General features: G+C 52.7%; 24 protein-coding genes. 22 read left to right on the top strand and 2 right to left on the bottom strand.

Annotation, left to right across the window (positions count from 1 at the left end; all coding sequences use genetic code 11):
- The first annotated feature begins 47 nt into the window (after positions 1–47).
- The 14 genes from QW71_RS16135 (at position 48) to QW71_RS16070 (ending at position 15,439) form a co-directional block, all read left to right on the top strand.
- Entirely contained in the window at positions 48–1,574 is a 1,527-nt protein-coding gene (locus tag QW71_RS16135) for a PucR family transcriptional regulator (RefSeq protein WP_039300313.1), read from the top strand.
- A gap of 254 nt (positions 1,575–1,828) precedes the next feature.
- Complete coding sequence (locus tag QW71_RS16130) at positions 1,829–2,839, top strand: ABC transporter permease (protein ID WP_171716738.1); 1,011 nt, start codon at positions 1,829–1,831, stop codon at positions 2,837–2,839.
- 30 nt (positions 2,840–2,869) lie between these two features.
- Positions 2,870–3,769, top strand: a complete 900-nt coding sequence (locus QW71_RS16125; protein ID WP_039300310.1) for an ABC transporter permease — start codon at positions 2,870–2,872, stop codon at positions 3,767–3,769.
- Positions 3,770–3,914: 145 nt separating this feature from the next.
- Positions 3,915–5,519, top strand: a complete 1,605-nt coding sequence (locus QW71_RS16120; protein WP_200905929.1) for an ABC transporter substrate-binding protein — start codon at positions 3,915–3,917, stop codon at positions 5,517–5,519.
- A gap of 120 nt (positions 5,520–5,639) precedes the next feature.
- Positions 5,640–6,923, top strand: a complete 1,284-nt coding sequence (locus tag QW71_RS16115) for a M20 family metallopeptidase (RefSeq protein ID WP_039300304.1) — start codon at positions 5,640–5,642, stop codon at positions 6,921–6,923.
- Positions 6,924–7,292: 369 nt separating this feature from the next.
- Positions 7,293–8,270: an ABC transporter ATP-binding protein gene (locus tag QW71_RS16110; RefSeq protein WP_039300301.1), complete on the top strand. Its 978-nt coding sequence runs from the start codon at positions 7,293–7,295 to the stop codon at positions 8,268–8,270.
- Positions 8,267–9,229, top strand: a complete 963-nt coding sequence (locus QW71_RS16105) for an ABC transporter ATP-binding protein (RefSeq protein ID WP_039300298.1) — start codon at positions 8,267–8,269, stop codon at positions 9,227–9,229. The genes QW71_RS16110 and QW71_RS16105 overlap by 4 nt, the downstream gene beginning before the upstream one ends.
- A gap of 273 nt (positions 9,230–9,502) precedes the next feature.
- Positions 9,503–10,528, top strand: coding sequence for an acyltransferase family protein (locus QW71_RS16100; protein WP_039300295.1), 1,026 nt, complete (start codon positions 9,503–9,505; stop codon positions 10,526–10,528).
- A gap of 100 nt (positions 10,529–10,628) precedes the next feature.
- The gene (locus tag QW71_RS16095) at positions 10,629–11,054 is read left to right on the top strand and encodes a hypothetical protein (protein ID WP_052770050.1); all 426 of its coding nucleotides are present in this window, start codon (positions 10,629–10,631) and stop codon (positions 11,052–11,054) included.
- Between the two features lie 141 nt (positions 11,055–11,195).
- Positions 11,196–12,428 carry a D-alanyl-D-alanine carboxypeptidase family protein gene (locus QW71_RS16090; RefSeq protein WP_152679775.1) on the top strand — a complete coding sequence of 411 codons (1,233 nt, stop codon included), beginning with the start codon at positions 11,196–11,198 and terminating at the stop codon, positions 12,426–12,428.
- Between the two features lie 186 nt (positions 12,429–12,614).
- Positions 12,615–12,968 carry an anti-sigma F factor antagonist gene (gene spoIIAA / locus QW71_RS16085; protein WP_036727462.1) on the top strand — a complete coding sequence of 118 codons (354 nt, stop codon included), beginning with the start codon at positions 12,615–12,617 and terminating at the stop codon, positions 12,966–12,968.
- Positions 12,965–13,420, top strand: a complete 456-nt coding sequence (gene spoIIAB / locus QW71_RS16080; protein WP_039300287.1) for an anti-sigma F factor — start codon at positions 12,965–12,967, stop codon at positions 13,418–13,420. The genes spoIIAA and spoIIAB overlap by 4 nt, the downstream gene beginning before the upstream one ends.
- An 11-nt stretch (positions 13,421–13,431) precedes the next feature.
- Positions 13,432–14,187, top strand: a complete 756-nt coding sequence (gene sigF, locus QW71_RS16075) for an RNA polymerase sporulation sigma factor SigF (protein ID WP_039300284.1) — start codon at positions 13,432–13,434, stop codon at positions 14,185–14,187.
- Between the two features lie 700 nt (positions 14,188–14,887).
- Positions 14,888–15,439: an RNA 2'-phosphotransferase gene (locus QW71_RS16070; RefSeq protein WP_039300281.1), complete on the top strand. Its 552-nt coding sequence runs from the start codon at positions 14,888–14,890 to the stop codon at positions 15,437–15,439.
- 332 nt (positions 15,440–15,771) lie between these two features.
- Here the strand turns inward: QW71_RS16070 and QW71_RS38040 are convergent, their stop codons facing one another.
- Positions 15,772–17,949 (bottom strand): YDG domain-containing protein, encoded by a 2,178-nt coding sequence (locus QW71_RS38040; protein ID WP_052770049.1) that lies wholly within the window; start codon positions 17,947–17,949, stop codon positions 15,772–15,774.
- Between the two features lie 311 nt (positions 17,950–18,260).
- Here QW71_RS38040 and QW71_RS16060 point away from each other — a divergent pair, with 311 nt between their 5' ends.
- Positions 18,261–19,841, top strand: coding sequence for a sigma-70 family RNA polymerase sigma factor (locus tag QW71_RS16060; RefSeq protein ID WP_039300278.1), 1,581 nt, complete (start codon positions 18,261–18,263; stop codon positions 19,839–19,841).
- A 204-nt stretch (positions 19,842–20,045) separates the two neighbouring features.
- The gene (locus QW71_RS16055) at positions 20,046–20,774 is read left to right on the top strand and encodes a metallophosphoesterase family protein (protein ID WP_235441472.1); all 729 of its coding nucleotides are present in this window, start codon (positions 20,046–20,048) and stop codon (positions 20,772–20,774) included.
- Positions 20,775–20,787: 13 nt separating this feature from the next.
- On the opposite strand, the gene QW71_RS16050 is transcribed toward QW71_RS16055, so the two are convergent.
- The gene (locus tag QW71_RS16050) at positions 20,788–21,723 is read right to left on the bottom strand and encodes an aldo/keto reductase (protein WP_039300272.1); all 936 of its coding nucleotides are present in this window, start codon (positions 21,721–21,723) and stop codon (positions 20,788–20,790) included.
- 152 nt (positions 21,724–21,875) lie between these two features.
- On the opposite strand from QW71_RS16050, the gene QW71_RS16045 reads away from it, so the two are divergent.
- The 6 genes from QW71_RS16045 to QW71_RS41355 all read left to right on the top strand — a co-directional run.
- Positions 21,876–22,490: a TetR/AcrR family transcriptional regulator gene (locus QW71_RS16045; RefSeq protein ID WP_039300270.1), complete on the top strand. Its 615-nt coding sequence runs from the start codon at positions 21,876–21,878 to the stop codon at positions 22,488–22,490.
- Between the two features lie 135 nt (positions 22,491–22,625).
- Positions 22,626–24,320 (top strand): oleate hydratase, encoded by a 1,695-nt coding sequence (locus QW71_RS16040; protein ID WP_039300267.1) that lies wholly within the window; start codon positions 22,626–22,628, stop codon positions 24,318–24,320.
- A gap of 152 nt (positions 24,321–24,472) precedes the next feature.
- Complete coding sequence (locus tag QW71_RS16035; protein ID WP_039300264.1) at positions 24,473–24,694, top strand: hypothetical protein; 222 nt, start codon at positions 24,473–24,475, stop codon at positions 24,692–24,694.
- A 122-nt stretch (positions 24,695–24,816) separates the two neighbouring features.
- Complete coding sequence (locus QW71_RS16030) at positions 24,817–25,128, top strand: hypothetical protein (protein ID WP_039300260.1); 312 nt, start codon at positions 24,817–24,819, stop codon at positions 25,126–25,128.
- 176 nt (positions 25,129–25,304) lie between these two features.
- Positions 25,305–25,901 (top strand): transposase zinc-binding domain-containing protein, encoded by a 597-nt coding sequence (locus QW71_RS41360; protein ID WP_039300257.1) that lies wholly within the window; start codon positions 25,305–25,307, stop codon positions 25,899–25,901.
- A partial coding sequence (locus QW71_RS41355) for a transposase zinc-binding domain-containing protein (RefSeq protein WP_373604771.1) occupies positions 25,805–26,157 on the top strand: 353 nt, incomplete at its 3' end. The genes QW71_RS41360 and QW71_RS41355, both read left to right, overlap by 97 nt.

The raw sequence follows: 26,157 nt of genomic DNA, 5'->3' as shown, positions 1-26,157 counted from the left end.
TCAGGAAAAATCATGAAATACTGAAGACAGTAGAGGGAGGCAGAATGTTGAATACACGAGGAATTACGCTACGGGAGCTGATGGAGCTCTCTGTTCTTGGGAAAGCAAAGGTTATTAGCGGCCAGCAGGGGCTGGACCGGGTGGTCCGGTTCGTAGATATTATGGAGGTTCCGGATCTGAAGGGCTGGATCAGCGAAGGCGTCATGCTGCTGACTACGGCGTATTCCATCCGCCATGATCCTTCGCTGCTGACTGAGCTGATCTATACGCTCGACAATCTGGGTGCAGCGGCGCTGGCGATTAAGCCGGCCCGCTTCCTGAAGGAAATCCCCCAAGGGGCGATCGAGGCCAGCAATGCCTGCGGTCTGCCGATTGTGGAGATCCCGCCGGAGATTCCGTATACGGATATCACCCAGCCGGTGATGGAGCTGCTGCTCGGACGGCAGGCGATGCTGCTTCGCCGTGCGGAGGAGGTCTACCGCACGCTGACAACAATGGTGCTGGAGAACAGCGGCATTCAGGCGGTCAGCGATAATGTTGCTGATTTTCTGAAAGCGCCGGTTGCCCTTGTTGACACCGACCGGAAGACTATCGTGTCTTCGCCGGCTGATTTCGACTGGTCACTGAGAGAGTCGCCGCTGAACTGGAATATTCACGTGGACCGGCGGACCGTCGCCAGACTGCTGGTGGATAAGGAACAGCTGGACGATATGGAGGAAGTGGGCATCGAGCAGGCCCGGCTTGTCTTTGCCCTGGAGCTGATGCGCCGCAAGGTTGCCGAGGATACCGAGTTCCGGCTGCGCGGCAACTTCATCGATGAGCTGCTGACTCCGCCGCTGCCTTCGCGGCATGAGGTGGAGCGGCGGGCACGCCAGCTCGGGATGAATCCCGAGCATAAGTGGGAGGTTGCTGTAATCGAAGGGGAGACAGCGCCGAGTGAGGAAACGGTGAACCGGCTACTGGAGCGGGAAGCGAAGAAACGCGGAGTTACACCCCACGTAGAATACCGCTCCAGCCGGGCTGTGCTGTTCCTGCCCACGCAGGAGGGCCGTAAATTCACGCCAGGCGGAGATGCACAGGAGCCCTGGGAGAAGACGCTGGAGGGCTGGCTGAAGGACAAAAGCGAAGGCCTCAGCAGCTACAGAAGCGGAATTGGCACCTCGGAATACTTGTGGGACATTCACACCAGCTACAATGAAGCGCGCAAAGCCTTGTCTATCTCCAGAAGGCTCGGACAAGGTACAGGCGGTGTCACCCGCTATGAAGAGATGGAGGTATACCACTTGCTGGAGGGCCTTGGCGGTCCGGGCTTCGAGCGGCTGTTCGGGCGTAAGCTGGGCAAGCTGCTGCAATACGACCAGGAGCATGACAGTAATATGATGCTGACGTTCTATCATTACCTGGAGTGCCGGGGCAGCCTGATTGAGACGGCGAACAGCTTGTACATCCACCGCAACTCTGTCAAATACCGGCTGGAGCGGATCCGCGATATTACCGGCTTCGATCTGAACGATCCGCGCGAGCAGTTCGTCTGCCATTTGTGCCTGATTTACTACTACCTGCAGGAAAAATAGGCGGGACTGGAACTTTTATGGAATTGTATGTTAGGAAAGATTACATATAGAGGTGTTGATAGTGCACAATCGACAAACGGTTGTGCTTTTTTTTAGCTGAACGGGACGTAGAGTGGTGGTCAAATTCTATGTAGAATTAGCACAACTACTAAAGAGGACAAAGAAACCGCACAGTACCTGACATGGGAAGCGCGTTTCCGTCAAAAAGAATGTCACAGCATGGATGGCACAGAAGCCGTAAGGGGGTTGATTCATTGTTTGCTTACACATTAAAAAGACTTGTGCAGATGATTCCAGCCTTGCTAGGTATTATCGTCATCACCTTCATTCTCTCAAGAGTGCTGCCGGGTGACCCGGCGATCATGCTGGCCGGAGAGCAGGCTCCGGAGGAGATTGTGGACAAGATCCGTCAGGATATGGGGCTCGACAAGCCGCTGTATATCCAGTTCTTCACTTACATCGGCCAATTGCTGCAAGGCAATATCGGCTACGCGTATCACACCGGACATACGGTAGCCAGCGATTTGGCATCGCGGTTCCCGGCCACCATTGAGCTGACCCTGGCCAGCATTCTGATCGCGGTCCTGGTGGCCATTCCCGTCGGGATTGTCGCAGCTACCCGCAAAGAATCGTTTCTGGATCACATTTCACGGGTGTTCTCGCTGATAGGTGCGTGCGTGCCGATATTCTGGCTGGGCCTGATGTTCATTTATGTCTTTTATTCCATCCTTGGCTGGGCTCCGGCACCGATGGGACGGATCAGCGGAGACTTGAATCCGCCGGTGCATATCACCGGGCTGTATGTTCTGGACAGCATCCTCTCAGGCGATACCGCTGCACTCAAAAGCAGCCTCTCGCATCTGCTGCTCCCGGCTATCTGCCTCAGCACCGGCACAATGGCGATCATCGCCCGGATGACCCGTTCCAGCATGCTGGAGGTCGTGGATCAGGACTTCGTCCGCACCGCCCGGGCCAAAGGGCTGCGGGAATCAGCCGTCATCTACAAGCATGCGCTCGTCAATGCACTAATACCAACCTTGACTGTTCTCGGTCTGCAATTCGGCTTTTTGATGGGCGGCGCGGTCATTACGGAGACTATTTTTTCCTGGCCGGGTATCGGCGGTTATGTCACAGACTCCATTCTGGCTGCGGATTATGCGCCGATTCAAGCCTTTACTCTGGTCAGCGCCGTGCTCTACTGCGGAATTAACCTGGCGGTAGACCTGATCTATGGCTTCATTGACCCGAGAATCCGCTATGAATAGAACAGCTTGTGTGAGAGGAGGAGATTGCTTGTGAGCACTGCAGCACATTCAGCACAGGGCAGCCCGGCCAAACCTGCTGCGGCGGCAAAACCCAAAACGTTGTTGTCCCTGCTGCTGCATAACCGGCTGGCTGCCCTGGGGCTAACCTTTATTCTGATCTGGACCGTGGTAGCCATTATTGCACCCTGGCTTGCACCGCATGATCCTTATGTAACGGATATGGCGAACAAACTCCAGGCGCCTTCGGGCAGCCACTGGTTCGGAACCGATAACTTCGGGCGTGATATTCTCAGCCGGGTACTGTACGGTGCTCGGATCAGTATCTGGACCGGCCTGATCGCCGTCTCGATTTCCTTTGTCATCGGTGTGCCGCTCGGCGGAATTGCCGCTTACTATGGCGGCCGTACCGGCACCATCATCATGCGGCTGATGGATGTACTATTGTCCTTCCCGTCACTGGTCCTGTCAATGGCGATTGCCGCTTCGATTGGAGCAGGTCTCAGCAGTGCGATGATCGCCGTCGGGATTGTCGGCATCCCGGAATTTGCCCGGCTGATGTTCGGGCAGACCGTCTCGCTCCGCGAGAAGGAATATATAGAAGCCAGCCGGGCGATCGGCGTGAAGAATACAGTCATCCTGTACCGCCACATCCTGCCGAACGCCCTGGCTCCACTGATGGTTCAGGCTACGCTCGGGATGGGCTTCGCCATCCTGACCGCATCCAGTCTCAGCTTCCTCGGGCTTGGCGTCAGACCCCCGATTGCCGAATGGGGCGCGATGATTTCAGAAGGCCGGGAATACATTATTTCCGGGCAATGGTGGCTGGTTACTTTTCCAGGGTTGTCCATTGCCACTTCCATCTTAGGCTTTAACCTGCTCGGAGACGGTTTCCGGGACGTTCTTGATCCGCGGTTGCGCTCGGGTAAATAAGGCGGAGCAGGGGATCACTCCCCCGAAGCTCCGCAGTATCCCGGTAAATATAGATCACAGCTGCCGGAGCTGTTGCGGCAGGATGATCAGAAGCAGCACCAGTATTACCAGTGCAGGCAGGATATAGAAAAGGGAGGAACTACTGATGAAAAGAGTTAAACTATTGTCCACACTCGTCGCTTTTTCAGTCATGCTTGCCGGATGCGCCAGCAGCGCCAATCCGCAGACACCTGCTGCCACTACAGCAGCTTCAGGAACTACAGGGACGTCTGCTCCTGCTGCCAAGTCAAATCTCACGGTTGCTTATTCCGAGGGCGGCACTACACTCGACCCCGCAGAAGCTAACGATTTGACCTCCGATACACTCGTGCTTGCCGCTTATGATCAGCTGGTCACCTACGGCATCAAAACCGAAAATGGCGCAAGCATCGCCAACACCGAAGACATTCAGCCCATGCTGGCAGAGAGCTGGGAAGTGAACGCTGACAACACGGTGTACACCTTCAAGCTGAAATCCGGCGTGAGCTTCCAGAGCGGCAATCCGGTGGATGCCGAGGCGGTTGCGTACTCTTTTGACCGTGTGGCTAAATCAAGCTCCGGCAGCTTCCTCTATGGAATGGCGGCGATCAAGTCCGTTGCGGTCAAAGACGCTTCCACAGTTGAAGTTACACTGACTAATGCCAATCATAATTTCCTCCAGATTCTTGCTATGTACACCTTCTCCATCGTGGATCAAAAGACTGTAGAAGCACAAGGTGCCGACTACCTCAAAACGAATGCTGCCGGTTCCGGCCCGTTCACGCTTGAGAAGTGGGACCCGGCGACCGAAGCTGTCTTCACCGCTAATGAGAGCTACTGGCAGGGTGCGCCTAACCTCAGCAAAGTAACCCTGAAATTCACCAAAGAAGCCTCTAACCGCGTACTGCTGCTGGATAAAGGCGATGTAGATATGGCAATCGAGATTCCTCCGAAGGATGTTGCCTCCCTGCAGAGCAACACGGATCTGACCGTCGCCTCCAATGCGAGCAACCGGATTCTGTTCTTCGCAATGAACAACAAGGTTAAACCTTTTGACAATGTAAAAGTCCGTCAGGCGATCAACTATGCGATTCCTTATGATGAGCTGCTGAGCGGGGTAATGTACGGCCAGGCCAAGCAGATGAAGAGCTCTGTGGCGAGTAACACGCCGGGCTTCACCGATGCAGGCTACGTATATGAGCACAACCTGGATAAAGCTAAAGAGCTGCTGACAGAAGCCGGCTATCCGGACGGATTTACCTTTGACTTCACGCTTGGTTCCGGGTTCGATGACTGGGAGGATGATGCGGTCCTGATTCAGGCAGAACTGGCCAAAATCGGTGTAACCATGAACATCAACAAGCTGGCCCGCGCCCAGTTCTTGGAGCAGCAGAAGACCAATAATCTCACTTCTTATATCTCCAAATGGACATCATTCGTCAATGATCCAGGCTACCACCTCGGCTTCCTGCTCTACGGCAAAGGCTCCTCCAACTACATCAACTACTCGAACGCTGAAGTAGACAAGCTGTGGGATGAAGCGAACCTGGAGACAGACGCAGCGAAACGGACGGCACTCTATGAGCAGGCACAGGAAATCATTACGACCGAAGCGCCTTGGGCTTATCTGTACGAGTACAATCGTATTGTCGGCATGAGCAACAAGATCAGCGGCTACGCCTTCTACCCGGATGAAGTCATCCGTTTCTATCCGCTTTCAATTACAGAATAAGCAGGTTTGGCAAAAAGAGAGCGGACGGGCCATTGGCTTTGTCCCTCTTTTTATCAAATTCAAAAAGCCCCACGCCAGCCACAGGGAAGGCAGCGGGGAATGCAAAGGAGAACTTCAACCATGACTGACTGGAAAAGCAAAGTGCTGGAGGCAATTGATGCAGAGCAGGATCAGCTGCTGGAGCTGTGCTCACAGCTCATCCGCTTCCCTTCGGAGAATCCGCCGGGAGATTCGCGCGAGATCAGCGCTTTTATCATTGATTATTTGAAGCAGGCCGGCATTGATACAAGTATCCATCCGGCAACCGATACGATGCTGAATCTGGTATCTACACTGGGTACAGGGGCTGAACAGCCGTCCGGCAAAAACCTGATCTTCTGCGGACATACGGATGTCGTGCCTGCCGGAGACCGCACGCGCTGGGATTTCGATCCGTTCTGCGGCGATATCGTTGACGGCTATCTGCTGGGCAGAGGGGCCTCCGATATGAAGGCAGGCCTGGCCGGGCTGATCTATGTGACAGCGCTGCTGTCGAAGCTAGGCGTTCCGCTCAAAGGCGACCTGTCCCTCCTGATCGTGCCGGATGAAGAAACCGGCGGCCATCTGGGTGTGCCTTGGGTGCTGGAACGCGGCTTGATCAGCGGAACGGCTGCGGTTATCGCCGAGCCGTCAGGCCCGCTGAACCCGACGATCGGGCAAAAGGGCAGCTGCTGGTTCGAATTCACCGTCGAAGGCACGCCGGGCCACGGCAGCCTGTCACCGGTCGTCGGCGACAGCGCAATTGTCAAAGCGGCCAAGGGCATCGAGGCCTTACAGCGTCTCTGGGATATCAAAGTCGATATTCCCGATGAAGTGAAGGAGATCATCCGCATCTCGCAGGATTATGTGAAGGAGCGCGAACAGGACGGCTCGATCGCCTATCAGGTATTCGATCATGTGACGGTGAATATCGGAACGATCCAGGGCGGAACCAAGGTTAACGTGGTGGCGGACCGCTGCACGATCCAGGTCGATTCCCGTGTACCGTTCGGCGTAGACTACCGCGATGTGCTTGACCGTGCCCGTTCCCTGCTGCTGGAGGCAGGCATTGAGTCTGAAGTGAAGGGCTTCGGCTTCCAGGGCAATGCCAACTGGACCTCGAATGAGGAGCCGGTAGTCAGTGACCTGGTGGAGAGCATCTGTGAAGTCAGCGGGGAAGAAGCTTACGGGGTGCTGCAATGGGCATCCAGTGATGCCCGCCATTTCCGGACGCATAACATTCCTGTACTGCAATACGGCCCGGCCGAGCTGTCAACGATTCATAACTTTAACGAGAAGGCACCGGTCTGGCAGATCATCCAATGCGCGAAAGTATATGCCCTGACGGCACTTAAATATCTGGGCGTGGAAGATACAGAGAACTGATTTACACACTAAGAGAACCAATTTAATTGTTAAATAAGAGGGACTAAAGAGATCAACGAAAAGCGAAAAGAAACGGAGGGGGAATTTGGAACTGTAGGAGCAATAGCGACCGCCTTTGTCACCGGATTTCCACCGCGAACAGCGGATTGGATAAAGAAATCTGGGGACAACAGCGGCCGGAAGTCCAAATGTTCACCGCAGTGACGACTATGCTTCAAGTTCAAATCTTAAGTTAGAGGAACCGGATTTCCACCGCGAACAGCGGATTGGATAAAGAAATCTGGGGACAACAGCGGCCGGAAGTCCAAATGTTCACCGCAGTGACGACTATGCTTCAAGTTCAAATCTTAAGTTAGAGGAGGGGCAATCATGACAGAACTGCTGGAAGTATCAGGGCTATGCACCGAATTTCAGACAGCGGCAGGCACGATCCGCGCGGTGGACGGCATCAGTCTGTCAGTGCGCAAAGGGGAGACACTGGGGATTGTCGGCGAATCCGGCTGCGGCAAAAGCATCACCTCCCTGTCGATCATGCAGCTTCTGCCCAAACGGATTAGCCGGATTGCCTCCGGCCACATCAAGTTTGAAGGCAAGGATATGCTGGAGATGTCGATGAAGGAGGTGCGGGGTATCCGGGGCAACCGGATTGCGATGATTTTTCAGGAGCCGATGACCTCGCTGAATCCGGTATTTAAGATCGGCCGCCAGATTTCTGAATCTGCGCGCTACCATCTGAAGCTGAGCAAGAAGGAAGCGGCGGAGCGGGCGGTGGAGATGCTGCGCAAGGTTGGGATTCCCCGGCCGGAAAAGATCGCGCAGCAGTATGCCCATCAGCTCTCAGGGGGGATGCGCCAGCGGGTGATGATCGCGATGGCGATGGTCTGCAATCCCCAGCTGCTGATCGCCGATGAGCCTACAACGGCACTGGACGTAACCATCCAGGCACAGATTCTTGATCTGATGCGTGAGCTGCAGGAGAAGGAGGGCATGTCCATTCTGATGATCACGCATGATCTTGGCGTAGTCGCCGAGATGTGTGACCGGGTCGTCATTATGTATGCCGGGCAGATCGTGGAGGAGACGGATGTTGCTACCTTGTACAGCAATCCGCTGCATCCGTATACCCGGGGCCTGCTGGCTTCTCTGCCTCAGCTTGCGGGTGATGAAGAACGGCTCAGCTCCATCCCGGGCCAGGTGCCGAATCCGGCTAACCTGCCGTCCGGGTGCCGGTTCGCACCGCGCTGTCCGGTGGCTGTAGAGCGCTGTAGTGAGAAGCTTCCGGAGCTGCTTGAAGTGCAGCCTGGCCACACATGCCGCTGTATCCTGCAGCAGGAGGGAGTCATATGAGCACAATCCTTGAAGTCCGCAACCTGAAGAAGCATTATCCGATCCGCAAAGGCTTCTTCTCCAAGCAGGTCGGTGCTGTAAAAGCAGTAGACGGAATTACGTTATCCGTCCGGCAGGGGGAGACACTTGCGGTGGTCGGTGAATCCGGCTGCGGCAAATCGACCACCGGCCGGGCCATCCTGCGGCTGATTGAGCCGACGGAAGGCGAGATTATGTTTAACGGCACCGATGTGCGCGCTCTGAGTACCGAACAGCTGCGCAGGTTCCGTACCGATATGCAAATGGTGTTCCAGGACCCTTATGCTTCGCTCGACCCGCGCTGGACCGTCCAGCGTATACTGGAGGAGCCGCTTCGTACACACGAGTCCGCTCCGGCCAGTGAGCTCAAAAGCCGGGTAGAGCAGCTGATGGAGGTGGTGGGCTTGTCCCCCTATCAAGCCCACCGCTTTCCCCATGAATTCTCCGGCGGCCAGCGGCAGCGGATCGGGATTGCCCGGGCGCTTGCGCTGAATCCGAAGTTCATTGTCTGTGACGAGCCGGTATCTGCACTGGATGTCTCCATCCAGGCCCAGGTGCTGAATCTGATGCAGGATCTGCAGGAGCAATACGGCCTTACCTATATGTTCATTTCCCATGACCTGTCCGTTGTGAAATTTATCAGTGACCGCGTGGCAGTGATGTACCTCGGACGGATCGTCGAGCTGGCACCGACCAAGTCACTGTTCGCGAAGCCGCTGCATCCCTATACGCAGGCGCTGATGTCGGCAGTCCCGGTGCCGAGTCCGGGAGTAAAGAAGCAGCGGATTGTCCTGACCGGTGACGTTCCGAATCCGGAGACACCGCCGAGCGGCTGCGCCTTCCATCCGCGTTGTCCTTATGCCATGGACCGCTGCAAGAGTGAGGCTCCGGTGCTGCGCGAGCTGGACTCGGGCCATCAGGTCTCCTGCCATTTGTATTAATGCATTTAATGTATAGTCAAGGGCCATCCGGCAGCGGGTGGCCCTTGCTGTGCGCGGGTGAGTGTCAGACTTTAGCCCTAGTATGGCAAGCTGAAACAGATTCGAGTGTCGTCTAGGAGCAGCGCCTTATTTTCTACGTTGTTCGTCCGTTGTTAAGTGCCATTCTTTTCAGAAACATCACTGAAATATTTCATTTGAAATTGAAATAAATGATTAACCAACCTATAATTATAATTAAATAACATCTGAAATGGGAGGAGATGGAAGGAAACAGTGGAAAAACGACGTGAATTATGGATTGATGCGGCCAAGGGCTTCAGTATTATTTTTGTAGTCATGGGCCATTCCGGCGATGCGGCAGCGAATCATTATCTGTCCTGGTTCCGGATGCCATTGTTCTTTCTGCTAAGCGGGCTGGTCTTTAAACCGGTCGATCCCGGGCGTTATCCGGGTTGGGCCGCGAGACGGACCAAAGGGCTGATGACTCCCTATTTTGCCTATGGCCTCCTGATTGCAGGGGTACTGCTGCTGTTCAGCTTCAATATTAGGGGATTTGCCGAAAATATAGCGAGGCTGCTCTACGGGGGGCTGTCGCTGACCGGTCCTTACGGGGTGTTCTGGTTCATCACCTGCCTGCTGTTTACGCAATTGCTCTTTGGATACATCGTCAGATATTCCCGCAGAACCCAATTTCTCCTGATCACCTCCGCCTACCTTGTCTCCCATTTGATCTCCCTGACCGCGCTTAAGAACTTCAATCTTCCCTGGAACATCGATGTTGCACTGCTCGCTGTTACGTATTATGCAATCGGGTTCTATGGCAAACAAGCCATTCCTGCGCTAATCAGCCGATATTCGGCATTGCTGGTTCTGCTGCCTTTGTCTGCACTTGTACTGCTGCTGGAACGGACAGGCGTCATTCATTACAGTCTGAATATGAAATACAAAGAGTATGAGTCGCTGGTGCTGGATCTGGCTGTTCCGCTGCTGATTTCATTGACGATCTGCGCGGCGGTGTACCAGCTTGCAAGGCTGATTCCGCTGGGCTGGATGGGCAGCCTTGGACGGAATACCATCACCATTATGTATTTGCATCTGCCATTGAATTACAGCCTTAAATATCTGCTTGGTGCGGATTACGGGCTGGTACCCTTCACTTTGATTGGGGTCATTGTGCCGCTGCTTGCCGCCAAGTGGGCTATGCGCTACCCGGTATTATCGAGATTTTATCTTGGAAAAGCGGGTGTTCCTCCGGCTAAGCGGACAGGCAAGGCAGCATCTGTCTCTAGTAACGGGTGAATCTGCCGGATAAATAGGCAATGCTTCTAATAGAAGTGCACAAGCTCTTTTTCATAATGTTCATATACTTTTAATAGAACATGAAAAGGAGTGATACAGCATGGTCAAAACGCTTTTGGACTATAATGCATCCGTAGTTACACCTATTACTAACGGGGTCGCCATTCCGGTCCCCATCTCCCCGGCTGGCGTGCAGATTGCCGGAACATCGGTATATATTGATCCCGCAGTTCCGGCCCATTTCCCGAACAAAGTAGAGCTCAAAGCAACAATCGGCGTAAATGTTACGCTGGATACCCCGAATATCCTGGTGCGTATCTGGCGTGCAGGCTTCGAAATCTTTTATGCACGGGCAGAGTACGAGGATTTCTTCAATGACGACGGCATTATCTCGCTGCATATGGTAGATATCAACGTCCCGGCTGGTGTCCAGAACTATCAGCTGATTGTTGAGAATCAGGATGCTAACTCGACTGCTGTTGTGGTTGGACCTGTTATTTTCAGCGCAATGGCCATCGGGGGCTAACGATTCATAGGGCATATAAGAGGGGCTTCTCTCAAGTATCTGCGAGGATACCGGGGGAAGCTTCTTTTTTTGTGCGTAAAATGGAATAATTTCCTGCCTTTTTGACGAAACTGGAACACAGTACCTGTGAAATGAAGGTTAATGTTCAGGAGGGGAACCATTGTGAGAAAAATTCGTTATGTAACGCTTGCGCTGTGCATCGCTGTTTCGGTTCTGGGAGGAGCTTCCGGCGCTTTTGCCGAAGAAAAAGCCAAAGGTACTGCCAATACCGGCAATACCGGAAGTACTGCGGCCGCTGACCTCGCACCGGGGGCACGCTCTGCCATTCTCATGGATGCCAGTACAGGCACGATCATCTACGAGAAGAACAGCCATGACAAGCTGCCGCCGGCCAGTATTACCAAAATTATGACCATGCTGCTGACCGTGGAGGCGCTGGATGAAGGCAGGCTACAGCTGACCGACAAAGTGCGGACCAGTGAGTATGCTGCATCGATGGGCGGTTCACAGATTTTTCTGGAGCCGGGTGAGGAAATGACGGTTGATGAAATGCTGAAGGGCATCGCGATGGCTTCCGGCAATGACGCTTCTGTAGCTATAGCAGAGAAAATCGCCGGCTCGGAGAGCGCTTTTGTGGATCTGATGAATCAGAAAGCTGAAGCCTTGGGCCTGAAAGATACCCACTTTGCCAACTGCAATGGACTGCCGGCTGCGAATCATTATTCATCCGCGCATGACATCGCCGTAATCAGCCAGGAACTTCTGAAGCATGAGCGGATTATCAAGTACACCGGCTCCTATCAGGATTACCTGCGCAAGGATTCGGCCAAGCCGTTCTGGCTGGTCAATACGAATAAGCTGGTGCGTTTCTATACAGGCGCTGACGGCCTGAAGACGGGGTATACGGCTGAAGCGAAGTTCTGCCTGTCCGCAACTGCGGCCAGAGACGGACTGCGCGCTGTCGCGGTTGTACTGGGTGAGCCGAATACCAAAACACGCAACAGCGAAGTGTCGGCGATGTTCGATTACCTCTTTTCCCAATATAAGCTGCATACGATTCATAAGGCGGGGGACCCCATCGGCACAGTGAAGATTGAGAAGGGCGTGAAGACGGAGCTGCCGCTGACGGCGAAGGAAACTTACAGTGTATTACTCAAAAAAGGAATTACCCAGGAGGGTATCCGGCATAAGCTGGTGCTGGAAGAACACTTGAAGGCTCCTGTGGCCGCAGATCAGACTGTCGGCAAGCTGGTCGTATACCAGGGGACTGACGTGCTGAAGGAATATGAGCTGAAAGCAGGCGAAGCTGTAGCCAAGGCAGGCTGGTGGAAGCTGTTCAAGCGTACAACGGGGTCGCTTTTTACCATTGATTAGTGCTAGTGATTAATTTCTTGCATTTTGTAGATTAGTCCCATGCTTTATGTAAGTTCTTAGGGGTTTTCTTCTAGTTTTGTCGTGAGGCAGGAATCCTCAATTGCGGTGTAGAAAACCTTGTCCTTGTAGGGGAAAGAAAGTAGTTACAGGGCGGTTGTCCAAGCAACGAAGAGGAGAGTGGCAAGGATGAATTCTCATGTGGAGATGGAGCATCACCGGGGTGTACTGATTGTCCGTTTGTCTGGCGAACTGGATCATCACGCAGCCGATTATGTACGTATGGATATGGATGAAGCGATTATGCGGGGCCAGGTGGAGCATCTGATTCTCAGCCTGAAGGAGCTACAGTTCATGGATAGCTCGGGCCTCGGAGTCATTCTGGGAAGGTACAAGCTGATCCGCAGCAAGGGCGGCAAGATGGCAGTCTGCGATGCCACCGCACCCGTGAAGCGCCTGCTGGAAATGTCGGGCCTGTTCAAGATCATGCCCCTATATGACGACGAGAGCGCTGCACTCTCGGATTTGGAGGTTGCGTTATGACAAATAGTGAAGCTCGTAACTTCATGAGCGTCCAGTTTGCCGCACTGTCGGAGAATGAATCATTCGCACGTGTGGTAGTGGCGGCTTTTGTCTCCAGGCTCGATCCGACCATGGAGGAGCTGAATGACCTGAAGACGGTTGTGTCGGAGGCGGTCACCAACTGCATTATCCACGGGTACGACAGTGATCCTGCAGGAGTGGTCAGCATCTCCGCTTCCATTGATGTTGAGACTGTGCATTTGACGATTGAGGATCAGGGTAGAGGCATTGAGGATTTGGAGCTGGCCCAGCAGCCGCTGTATACCTCCAAGCCGGAGCTGGAGCGGTCGGGCATGGGTTTTACCATTATGGAGAATTTCATGGATGAATTCGAAGTTACCAGTGAACCGGGACGCGGCACATCCATTTCAATGAAGAAAACCATCGTCTCGAAAAAAGCTTTATACAATTAGGGGTTGGAGCCATGGATGCAGAGTCAAAAAAAGCTCCGCCGACCTATTTGGACGATGCGGAGGTCAAACGTCTAATCGCGCTCAGTCAAGCCGGGGATAATACGGCCCGCGACACGCTGGTCAATTGCAATATCCGCCTCGTCTGGTCGGTGGTGCAGCGGTTTATGAACCGTGGATATGAACCGGATGATTTATTCCAGATCGGCTGTATCGGACTTCTGAAGTCCGTTGATAAATTCGACCTCAGCTATGAGGTCAAGTTCTCCACCTATGCGGTGCCGATGATTATCGGCGAGATCCAGCGGTTCCTCCGCGATGACGGCACACTCAAGGTCAGCCGTTCACTCAAGGAAATGGCCAACAAGGTGCGTAAGATGAAGGATGAAATGTCCAAAACGCTCGACCGCCTGCCGACCATCGGCGAAGTGGCGGAGGCGCTGGGCGTGACGCCCGAAGAAATCGTCTTCGCCCAGGAAGCCAACAAACCGCCGACTTCGATCCACGAGACGGTCTTCGAGAACGACGGCGATCCGATCACCCTGATCGACCAGATCGCTGACGAGTCGCAGGAGCGCTGGTTCGACAAGCTTGCCTTGAATGAGGCCATCGGCGCCTTAACCGAGCGCGAGCGCCTGATTGTCTACCTGCGCTACTACCGCGACCAGACCCAGTCCGAAGTCGCCAGTCGCCTCGGCATTTCGCAGGTTCAGGTGTCGAGGCTGGAGAAGAAGATTCTCGCGAACATCCGCGAGCAGATCGCGCAGTAGGCCGGGAATCAAGGGTTCAGCAGCGATGCAGCAGTCAAACAGCCCCGTCATTGGCGTTAACCGCCAGGATGGCCGGACTGGCAGTACAGTTGAGTATGAATCAGGTATGAGGATGTACAGTGACGGGTGCAGGACGGCCGCCTCGGGAGGGGCGGCTTTTTGCTGTGGACGGGACTGCCCAAGACAAAGGAACCGCCGCCGCTAATGTTGCTATTGCCGCTTCGCCATCGCAGTAAATACCGTCGCCGCTGCAGTCGCCGTTGCCCCACCGCCACCGCCAGTCATTCTCGCCGCTGATGTCACAGCCATCTCTCTATTTAGCCGCTGCCCCAGTCATCAATATCAGCCAACTTCCGCCTCCACCGCCCAAAATGTTGGTTAGAGCTACTTGCTTACAGCCAGATTAGTATGAGGGCGGCGTAGGGAGCTACTTTGTTATCACAAGAGTGAAGCGGACTGAGATTCCGTTATCTTGTTCATTCGGCCCCGACTAAGGGGAATCCGGACACTTAACGGATTCTGAGTCCGCGTGCCCCACATATCCGCCTGATTAGCTGAAATAGCGGAATTTCAGTCCTCCTCGCCGGATGATGGATCACATATAACCTTCGCAGTATTATGTTGGCAGCGTTACATATGATAAACTCGTAATCATATATGTTTTTGACGCCAAAGCGGCATTTTAGTGAGGAGGTCTGATATGGATTATTCGAAGCTCAGCAAAGAGGTTTCATATGCACTGCGTCACGCGCCTTGGGAGTATGAACTGGAATTAGATGATGAGGGCTTTGTTGAGATCGAACAGCTATTAAATGCATTGCACCTTGAGCAACAATGGAATTCAGTAACTGCAGATGATCTGGCTAAGATGATAGCGGTATCGGCTAAACAGCGGCATGAGATTGTCGAGGGCAAGATAAGGGCGCTATATGGTCACTCTGTGCCTCAAAAGATAATTAAGCTGAATGTAACCCCACCCCCCGTTCTGTACCATGGAACAGCCAGACAGTGGGTGGAGACGATTCTGCACGAGGGCCTTAAACCAATGAAGAGACAGTATGTGCATTTCTCGGTGGATACCGAAACAGCAAAGCTGGTTGGAGGGCGGAAAGATTCTAATCCTGTGATTTTAACAATTGATGCCGGGCGGGCAGCGAACGAAGGGATTAAGTTTTACCACGGCAATCATAATATCTGGTTAGCAGACTACATTCCGCCTGCTTTCATTGATAGTTGTAGAATGTACAATTAAAAACAGCGAAAAGGGATGCCTGCATCAAATAACTGTAATCTGTACAACTAAATCTGCCCGAATAGGTGATAAGCAATATACACAGGCAGTTTAATTGTACGAAATACAACTAAACGGAGAATCGGTTGCAAATCAGACAATTTAGTTGTACAGAGTGCAATTAAGCAAGCATATACCATACTCCCAACTCCCAGGCATATACCGTAATTGGGTCACTGCAAACCATCGGGCAAGCGATTTACTACTCCCAACCAACAAAAAGCGCCCCAGCCAGCCTGTTCACGGCTCGCGGGACGCTTTTATCTTTTAACAAGTGTTCATAATATCTCTGCCTAAGGCGCTACAATCACACCTGTGGAAATCATATAATTCTCTGGTGCCAAATAGTTCGCGGCATCGTCCCCAGATAGAGTGTAGACTACGGTGATGATTTTGCCGCTGCCCGCAGTAGCGTCGCTGTAGGCCGCCGTTGCGCTGACCGTTACATCATCTCCCGGAAGGACTCCAATCAGAGTGCCTGGAGTGACTTGCGCTGATAGCGTTCCGTCATAGAGCTTGGACTCCGTGATGACTGGTGGGGTAATGTCTAACTGCAAGGCGGTGATGATTCCAGTGCTTATAGTGTAGCTAACAGGAGGTAGATAGTTGCCAGCGTCTGGACCTGTCAAGATGTACGAAATAGTTATGATTTTATTCGTGCCTACGTTGACATCGCTGTATTCACCAATACCTTCTACTGTGACGCTATCACCAGGTTCGATTCCGGTCACAGCACCAGCAACCACTACCGCCGCAGTAGTTCCATCATAGACTCTGGAGCGTGTAATCTGATCCCGGTCAATTTCACCTGTGTTCACGACGTAGTTCTTAGGTGCAATATAATTACCGGCATCTGGTCCACTGAGTGTATAGACTACAGTTATAGTTTTGTTCGTACCTACTGCGGATGTATCATAATTGGCAACGGCGCTCACACTGACATCATCCCCGGGGATTACTCCAATGAGCTGACCAGGGGTCACAGCTGCGGTGGTTGTTCCGTCCTTGAACTTCGCCAAGGTCAGATCCGGGGCCCCGAGAGTCAATTGATTCAGTGAGATAATTCCCGTATGGACGGTGTATGGGGCTGGAGCAATATAGCTGGCTGACTGGGCTCCGCTTATGGTATAGACAACAGTTATAGTCTTGTTAACTCCAAGCGCCGCGTTGCTGTAAGAAGCGGAGGCATTCACTTCTACTACGTCACCGCTTAGCACGCCGATCAGCGGACTTGCGGTTACTGCTGCTGTGGCGGTGCCATCATAGGTTTTGGATTCCGTCAGTGAGGCCGGAGCATCCAGGGTCAGCTCAATAGCTTTAACCTCAATAGGGCTGGAAGGGATGGAAATATTACCGGAGCCATCTACAGCATATACAACATAATGATCTGCAGGCAGACCCTGCGTGTTCAGTTGGGAATATACAGAGGCAGTTACCGCCAGCTTTGTCCCGTGCGCAGCTTGGACAGAATCCTCCAGACCGGTTGGGGTCACTGCTACAGTGGAAGGGACCAGATACAAATAACCCGCTTCGTTACTTGTCCCGTATACATTGTCTCCTACAGTAACTGCTCCAAGAGTTACACCTGTAAGGATCGGGGCTGCCGCATCTGCCGGATCGGGAGTCGCAGTCGGAGCCGCTGTAGGTTCTGGTGTTGCTGTAGCTTCCGGTTCTGGCGCTGCTGTAGGTGTGGAGACAGGTTCAGGTGTGGCCGTTGGAACAGAAGGAATATCGGGGCTCCGGACAGGTGAAGGTGTAGCAGTCGGTGAAGCTGTTGGACTGGCTGCCGGAGAGGCAGTTGCCGAAGGGGTGACCGTGCCGGTATTATCCGGTGTACTGGCCGGAGCAGTCTCAATGGCCTTGGTCCGTGTTAATGACACTACTGCTTCCGCGCGTGTAATATCCCTGCCGGGCTTGAAGCTGTTATCTTCGGAATACCCTTTCATGATTCCTGCAGAGGCTACTGCATTTACAGAGCCGAGAGCCCAGGCGGCAATATCCTTGGAATCGCTGAAAAGAACGCTGGTCTGCGCTGCATCCAGCTTCAATAACCGGTTGATGATTACTGCGGCTTCCTGTCTGCTGATGGTCTTGCCTGCACCGATGGTGCCATCTGAATATCCGTTGATATATCCGGCTTTGACTGCTTTGGCAACCTCGGAGTAGGCCCAGTTGCTTGAAGAGAGGTCCGTATAGGAGACAGCCGCAGTTTCAGTGAACCCAAACGCACGATTAATCAGCGCCATGAATTCGGTTCTTTTCAGACTGTTATCCGGCTTGAAGCTGCCGTCGGCGTATCCCTGAATGAACCCTTTTTCAACCCAGTCCGTCACTTCGTTCTGAGCCCAGTGGCCTGTGATGCCTGTTAATGAAGGTGCTGCCGCGCCAAAAGCTGTTCCAACCGAAGAAGAATAAAGTGCGGTAACTATCATTAGTGTGGAGAGAAAAAGTCTGCCGGGTTTAGGGTTCAATGTTATGCCTCCTGAAATTTGTATTGTCTCCACTGAAATAAGCCGTTGTTATCGCGTTAAAGATCCTCCCAGGCTCCAAGATTTGCTAAATGAAATAATAGTAACACACATTATTAAAAATTAATTATAATAAAATTAATTTGTATAAATTTAATTTATCAAAATATAAACCTGACACTGGTCAATAAACTAAGGGCTTGTAGCATAGATAGGCTAACCCGGAGCTTGAACAATCATTTGTAACCTTTTTTCCGCGGAATGGCACTTATCCTTAGAACAGATGAAAATACAGAAATGAGGTTCGCAGGCGTATGCTGCAGTGGATTGAAGAAGCACAGAAGGGGGACGCCGGAGCTTTCAGGCAGCTGACAGAGCATGTCCGGGGAATGGCTTACGTAGTATCTTACAATATGCTGGGAGATGTTCAGCTGGCGGAAGACGCGGTGCAGGAGGCATTTATTGAGGCGTATATGAACCTTGGCAGTTTGAAGGAGCCAGCTGCGTTTCCGGGTTGGTTCAGAACCATTGTGGTCAGGCAGTGCCACCGGCTGCTGCGGCGCAGGCGCCAAACACTGCTGCCTCTAGAGGCAGCGGTACATGTCGCGGGGTCTTCTCCAGGCGTTGAGGAAATTGCCGAACGCAGAGAATGGGCACAGGTGCTGCATAGCTCGGTGGCAGAATTGTCCGCCAGGCTGCGGGTACCGCTGCAGCTGTTCTACTTCTATGGCTATTCGCTTCAGGAGATTTCCGTTTATTTGGGAATTCCGGCCGGAACGCTGAAGAAAAGGCTGTATGACGGCAGACGCAAGCTGAAGGGGGCTTTTCCCGTGGCTGATCTTGCGGCCGCATTTAATCTGTTACAAGAGGGAGGACAGCGTATGCTGCATATTGTGAACGGTGATTCGGTTGGGGATAAGCTGAAGCAGGGGATTGTCCAAGGGGATGTGCTCGTATGGAGAGAAATCTACACGGCGGGGCCGATATTCATGGATCCGTCGTCAGAGCAGGATCGGCGGCTGCGGGCAGAGGTTCTGCAGGCCACACTGGGAATTCCGGCAGAAGAATATATGAAGGGCTGTGAGGAGCAGGAGCGCATGCTCAGCGGATTCCACAAGTATGATGAAGTGGTGCTGTGGTTTGAGCATGATCTGTTTGACCAGAGTATGCTGGCCTATCTGCTGCACTGGTTCAGCAACCGGAAGCTGGGCAGCACGAAGCTGAGTCTGCTCTGCATCGGGGAATTTCCCGGGATTGAGCTGTTCCATGGTCTGGGCCAGCTTACGGCAGAACAGCTTCAGACCTTGTCCGGAACCTGGCAGAATATCGGCACGGAGGAGCTGCAGCTTGGGAGCAGGCTATGGCAGGCATATGCATCTCCAGATCCCCGGCAGCTGGCACAGCTCCTGGAGGAGAGTAAGCCCGAACTGTTCAAATCTGCGTATTCTTTTGCCTATGACGCCTTCAAGCTTCATCTCTCGCGTCTGCCTTCAGTTTATAACGGTCTTGGTATTGCCGAACAGACAACGCTTGAGGCTGCGGCTGGCGGAGCGGATACGCCCCTGAAGCTGTTCCGTCAAGTCACAGATGCACTGCACCGGCTGGGAATGGGAGATGTGGAATACTGGAAGGTTCTTCGCACGCTGACGGCTGGAGAGCATCCTCTGCTTATTATTGAGGGTACGGCAGAAATTACAGACTACAGAGAAGTACCGGAATTCCTGAACCGCACAGTTATTCTGTCAGAGCTGGGAGAGCAGGTATTGGCCGGAACAGCGGATAGAGTGAGAGTGCAAGGTGTAGATGAATGGTACGGCGGGCTGCATCTGCAGGGGCATGAGGTGCCTTGGCGCTGGGACAGCGCTGCTGAATTACCGGTGCAGGTCGGAACGTAATACAGAGCGAATAGTATTGGATGAAGAGGTTTCCCGGCAGTGCGGGCTAACCTCTTTTTTCTGCAGGCCGCTGCTTTGGTAACCGCTTACAATAGGTTTTCAGCAGCCTGACCGTGCGGAAATCCGGTTTTATCAGTATAATTAATGTTCTGAGTGTAAGGTATCTTATGAAAAGAAGCGGAGGGAACGAGTATCAGAACATTAGTGATCAGTGACATTCATGGATGCGTGGAAGAATTCAACCTGCTGCTCCGCAGGGCAAACTATATCCCCTCCGAAGACCAGTTAATTCTGCTTGGTGATTATGTGGACCGGGGGCCGGACAGCAGGGCGGTGGTTGAGCAGGTGAAACGTCTTGCGGAAGAGCACGGTGTTATCGTGCTGCGGGGCAATCATGATCAGATGGCGTGTGATGCGCTGGCGGGTGAAGATGACAAGCGAGATACACACTGGATTACCAACGGGGGATTTCATACCCTGCTGAGTTATTGCGGAGGCCGCGATTCGGTCCTGCTGCGCCCGGATTCAGGCTGGAAGGATTATGCGGAAATGAAGGAATATATGCGCCGCGAGTATCAGGAGCATCTGGATTTCCTGGGTACGCTGCCTTTCTATTATGAAACGGACACGCATTTATTCGTCCACGCAGGAATTGATCCTTCCCTTGCCGACTGGACAAGCCAGCGGGAGTATGATTTCATCTGGATCCGCGAGCCGTTCTATAATCATCCGGTAACCTCTACCGCGAAGACGGTTGTATTCGGACATACCTCCACGGTAGATTTGCAGGACGGGGCAGGAATCTGGTTCAGTCCGCACGGAGATAAGATTGGCATCGACGGCGGCTGTGTATATGGAGAGCAGCTGAACTGTCTGGAGATTAATGAAGACGGGTACAGAACCTATTCAGTCCGGCTTGGCGAAAAGGAATAACTGCAGCGGCGGATTACCAGCCGAGCTGCTGATCCCGGATCTCCTTGTCCCACAGCTCCTTGAGCCTCACCACATACTCCGCCGGCATCACCTCACGGCTTGCGGATATATTCTCGGCCAGCTGTGCGCTGCTGCGTACTCCGGGAATAACGGTCGTGACCTCCGGGTGAGCAAGGATGAAGCGCAGGGCAGCCATAGTCATGGTCGTCTCTTCGTCCGTTATGAACCGGATGCGATCCACCAGGGCGGCGCGTTTCGCGATCACCTCCGGCGACCAGCGGCTTCTTACCCCTTCGAAGGTGCTGCTGCTGTCATATTTGCCGGAGAGCCAGCCGGAGTCCAGAGGGACCTTGACGATGATCGCTATGTTTTTCTCACGGGCCAGCTTGAAAGCTTCCGCCGTTTCCTGGTAAAAGATATTGAACATCACCTCCATAACGCCAATATCCGTATGGCGGATGACCTCCAGCATTTCCGGCACGGAATCGACCGAAACCCCGTAAGAGAGAATCTTTCCTTCAGCTTTTAGCTTGTCCAGTTCGTCGTAGTGGCCGTATTTCCCGTCCAGCAGCTCAAAAGGCGGATTATGAATCAGCACGGAATCCACATATTCCGTCTGCAGACGCTGTAAGCTGCCTTCGACGGAGGCCCGGATGTGGTCCGCATCAAAGCTGGTGCTGCCATCCGCCCCGTGACCGAATTTGGTGTTGATCACAGCGCTGGCGCGTCTGCCAGATAAGGCGGTCCCGAGCAGGGTTTCACTGGCACCGTGCCCGTAACCCGGGGCGGTATCGAAGAAATTCATGCCGCGCTCCAGCGCTTCATGCACTAGAGAGACCGCTGCACGATCCTTCATAGCCTCCCAATCCTGCTTATTCCCAAGCTGCCAGGCACCGAAGCCAATCTCCGACACAGTTTTTCCCGTATTGCCGTACCTTCTTCTATTCAAGTGTATCCACTCCCGTAAGGTTATTATGAAAACCTGCTCTTAATTGGTTATAATTGGAACATATACACCGTATTGTAGAACCTTGAAGCCTATTAAGCAATGCAGTAAATCCAGAAATCCGGTTAAGTTCCTACTGCAATAAGGGGGAAGAAATGTCCAATTCACTGTTAACCAAGAACGCTTTAGCCCGGTCACTCAAAAAACTCATGCTTGCAAAGCCCCTGAATAAGATTACGATCCAGCAGCTTACAGCGGATTGCGGCGTGACCCGGCATACGTTTTATAATCATTTTCAGGATATCTACGAGTTGCTCGGCTGGGTCTACAGGTCAGAGGTAATTGAAGATCTGGAACCCTACCGCTGCTGCGCCGGTTGGAAGCAGGGATTCTTAAGCGTCCTGCGGTACACCGTGAGCAACAAAACCATCTGTCTGAACACCTTTCATTCGCTTGGACGCGAGCATCTGGAGCAGTTTCTGTACGGAGTTATTTATGGCGTCATGATCAGGGTGGTGGAAGAACTGGACGGGCAGGAGCGGGCTCGTGAAGGACAAAAGCAGATTCCGGAACAGGGGAGAAGCCAGGCCAGACAGGACATTGCCGATTTCTACACACTGGCTATCCTTGAACAGGTGATCCATTGGCTCAAAGCAGGGGCAAATACCGACCCGGCCGAAATGGTGGAGAAGGTAGCCCGGATTATGGAAGGAAGCATCGCCAGGGGCCTGGAACACTACCAGGCTGCCGCCGCCCATCCGGTCCAGTGAAATGACACAATCTCCGGCAGATGTGTAATCCCTGTACAGTCGCGCCAAGCTGTCCATAGAATTCATTGTTCACGGTGGGTATAGTGAAGGCAGTTAGCAGGCACTTATCCCCTGATCATGGAAGGAAGAGGACATATGGGTACCTATCAAAGAATTCATCTGCTGGTACAGGAAGGCATCGCATCACGTAAGGCATATCTCGTAGGAGGGGGGATCGGCTCGTTGTCGGCAGCCGCTTTCCTGATCCGTGACGGCCATATGCCGGGACGGAATATTCATATCCTTGAGCAATCAGCGGTCTATGGCGGCTCGATGGACGGGGCGGGGAATGCGAAGGACGGCTACAGTGCCCGCGGCGGACGCGAGATCGAAGAGCACTTTGAATGCTTCATGGAGCTGTTCGGCTTCATTCCCTCATTAACGAATCCGGACCGGACGGTGCTGGATGAATTTCGTGAGCTGAATCTGGCAGAACCGATCGAATCCCACTGCCGTCTGGTAGAAAAGGAAGGGCAGCCCGCCGATTTCTCAACGCTGGGACTCTCCACTGCGCATGCGCTGCAATTGGGCAAGCTGACCCTGGCGACGGAAGAAAGACTTGGAGCGGTGACGATTGAGCAGTTTTTTGACCCGACCTTTCTGGAGACGAACTTCTGGTATTTCTGGCGCTCAATGTTCGCCTTCGAGAATTGGCATAGTGTAGTTGAGGTGAAGCGTTACATGGAACGTTTCATGCACCTGATCTCCGGGATGAACCAGCTGAAGGGAATCCTGCATACCGAATACAACCAGTTCGATTCATTGATTCTTCCCTTGATGAAATGGCTGGAAAGCCAGGGGGTCAATTTTGACAAAGGCCATCAGGTAACAGATCTGGAGCTTGATTTCACCGGCGGGGAGAAGACCGTAACCGCTATTCAGCTGCTCGTGAACGGAGAGCCTAAGACTCTCTCAACAGCACGCGGAGATCTGGTCATGGTCACCAATGGCTCGATGACAGAGAACTCCACCCTGGGCGATCTGGACCATCCGGCGGTTCTGAACCGCTCTGTTACGGAACGCGGCTGCTGGAGCCTCTGGGAGAAGCTTGCCGCGAAATCTCCGGATTTCGGCCACCCGGAAGTGTTCTGCGGGGACATCGACAAGTCCAAGTGGCTGTCGTTTACGATGACCTTTACCGATGACGATATTGTATTCCCGTATCTGCTTGAGCTGACCGGGGATGCTCCCGGTATGGGCGGCGTTGTGACCATCAAAGACTCCAGCTGGATGATGTCCTGGACCGCACCGAAGCAGCCGCATTTCATTAACCAGCCGGAGAATGTGAAGGTGCTCTGGGCCTACGGGTTATTCCCGGATGCCGAAGGCGATTATATCAAGAAGAAAATGAGTGACTGCAGCGGACGCGAGCTTCTGGAGGAGCTGATGTACCATATCGGTCTGAAGAACCGCATTCCGGAGATACTGGAGCATACGACCAATGTTATTCCTTGTATGATGCCTTATATCACTTCACAGTTCATGCCGCGTGTCGCAGGAGACCGCCCGCAGGTGGTTCCGCAGGGCAGCACCAATCTGGCCTTCCTCGGCCAGTTTGCCGAAGTTCCGGACGACTGCGTCTTTACCGTGGAATATTCGGTCCGGTCCGCGATGATGGCAGTGTATAATCTTTTGGCGCTGGAAAAAGAAGTGATTCCTGTCCATCCGAGTAAATATGATGTCCGGGTGCTGCTGACAGCGCTCAGAACCTGCCTTGGCAACAAGCCGCTGCCGCTGGATAAGACGCTCGGACAGCTGCTGGCCGGAACGGTGATCTCCAAATTACTATAAAAGGTTAAGAAGTATAACATATATCAGGGGATGCCCCGGAGCCAGGAAGCGGCTGCCAGGGACATTCCCTGATTGTATAGCGCCAGCTTTCGACATATTCCTTCCGCAGAACATGGTACAGTAAGACTAAAATTTCTGCGGAGGAACCCCTGATGAGAAAAATCTTAAGCCGTATAGGTCTCGGACTGCTGCTGCTGATTATAGCGGCAGTTGTGCTTTGCTTCTACTTCAATCAATTCACTTATGCCTACACACTGCTTGTAGTGCTGCTGTTCATATTTGGCGGGATGGGGCAGATGTATAAGCTGAAGAATGATGAGTACATGTATTCGAGGCATAACCAGAAAGATGAGTACGAGGAATACACAAGGTAAGAAGAATAACATAGATAAGCAGAATGTGTTCCAGCCGCTCAAGGCATGCTCAAGGTCCGGCTGACATAGGATGGTATTAAGCAAGCGCTTTAACCATTCAGTCACAGCAGGAGGGAAACCGCATGAACGAGAGACTGGCAGCCTTAATTCTGCGGATTGACGCTATTGCCACGGATATTATTGTACCGCTGCGCCGCAAAATCATTAATGAAGCTGCCCTGCTTCAGCTATACGAGGCGCTGGATGAAACGTATCTGCTGATCGAGCATGAGAAGCAGATTGACCGGGAGCTCGCAGCTATTCTGTTTCTGATCTATTCACAGCTGGTCAGCCAGTCTAATTATGTGTATGACAAAAGCACCTTCGTGCCGCATATCGGCAAGCTGCAGGGATATATCCGCAGACTATTCGGCGGTACGCTTCAGAATGTATAGTGCGCAATCCCGGACATTCCTGTCAATTCAGCAGCAATTGAACAAGGCAACCTGACTCTCCAGATACATCCCCAGAGGATGTAATCAGGATACAGGTTGTCTTTTTTCATCGTTTAGGAAATTATACAATACAAAAAAATGTGGATAACTCCGAAGAAAAAGGTAGGGGGATGAACATGAAAAACCAAGAAACGTGGAAAAAACGAGGGATCATAAGGCAGATCCAGGATGTAATCAGGATACAGGTTGTCTTTTTTCATCGTTTAGGAAATTATACAATACAAAAAAATGTGGATAACTCCGAAGAAAAAGGTAGGGGGATGAACATGAAAAACCAAGAAACGTGGAAAAAACGAGGGATCATAAGGCAGATCCTAAAAGATCACTTCCATGGGTTTATGGAAATGCATGGACACCACCTGCCGGAGAATCTTCGCAGTAGTATTACAGAAACGGTGAATAAAGCCATACGCTGTGGCATGCGGGATATGGGCTACGCGAGATATGAATGTAAGGGATGTACAAAAGGCACGCCGGATCCGGTGTTTATTTGTTTTACCTGCAAAAGCCGCTTTTGTCATGGATGCGGGAAAAAATATACGGATGAATGGGCAGAAAAGCAGCAGGAGCGGATCTTGAATGTACCTCACCATGTACAAAAGGCACGCCGGATCCGGTGTTTATTTGTTTTACCTGCAAAAGCCGCTTTTGTCATGGATGCGGGAAAAAATATACGGATGAATGGGCAGAAAAGCAGCAGGAGCGGATCTTGAATGTACCTCACCGCCATCTGGTTTTCACGGTGCCGGAGGAATTGCGCAAGGTGTTTTTTCAAGACCGGCGCAAGTTAAATGAACTCAGTAAGCAAGTGGCTAAAGTGATTCAGTATTATTACCGACGGAAAAATAAGAGCAAGAGATACGAAGTTGGTGTCATAACGGTGATTCATACGTTTGGTCGCGATTTAAAGTTTAACCCACACATCCATTCACTCATTACAGAAGGTGCGCTGGACCGGAACAAGGAGTG

It is taken from the genome of Paenibacillus sp. IHB B 3415, from assembly GCF_000802655.2.
In the GTDB taxonomy this organism is placed as follows: Bacteria; Bacillota; Bacilli; order Paenibacillales; family Paenibacillaceae; genus Paenibacillus_AQ; species Paenibacillus_AQ phytohabitans.
Note: the sequence above shows the minus strand (reverse complement) of the source record. Positions and strands in the feature narration are given on the sequence as shown.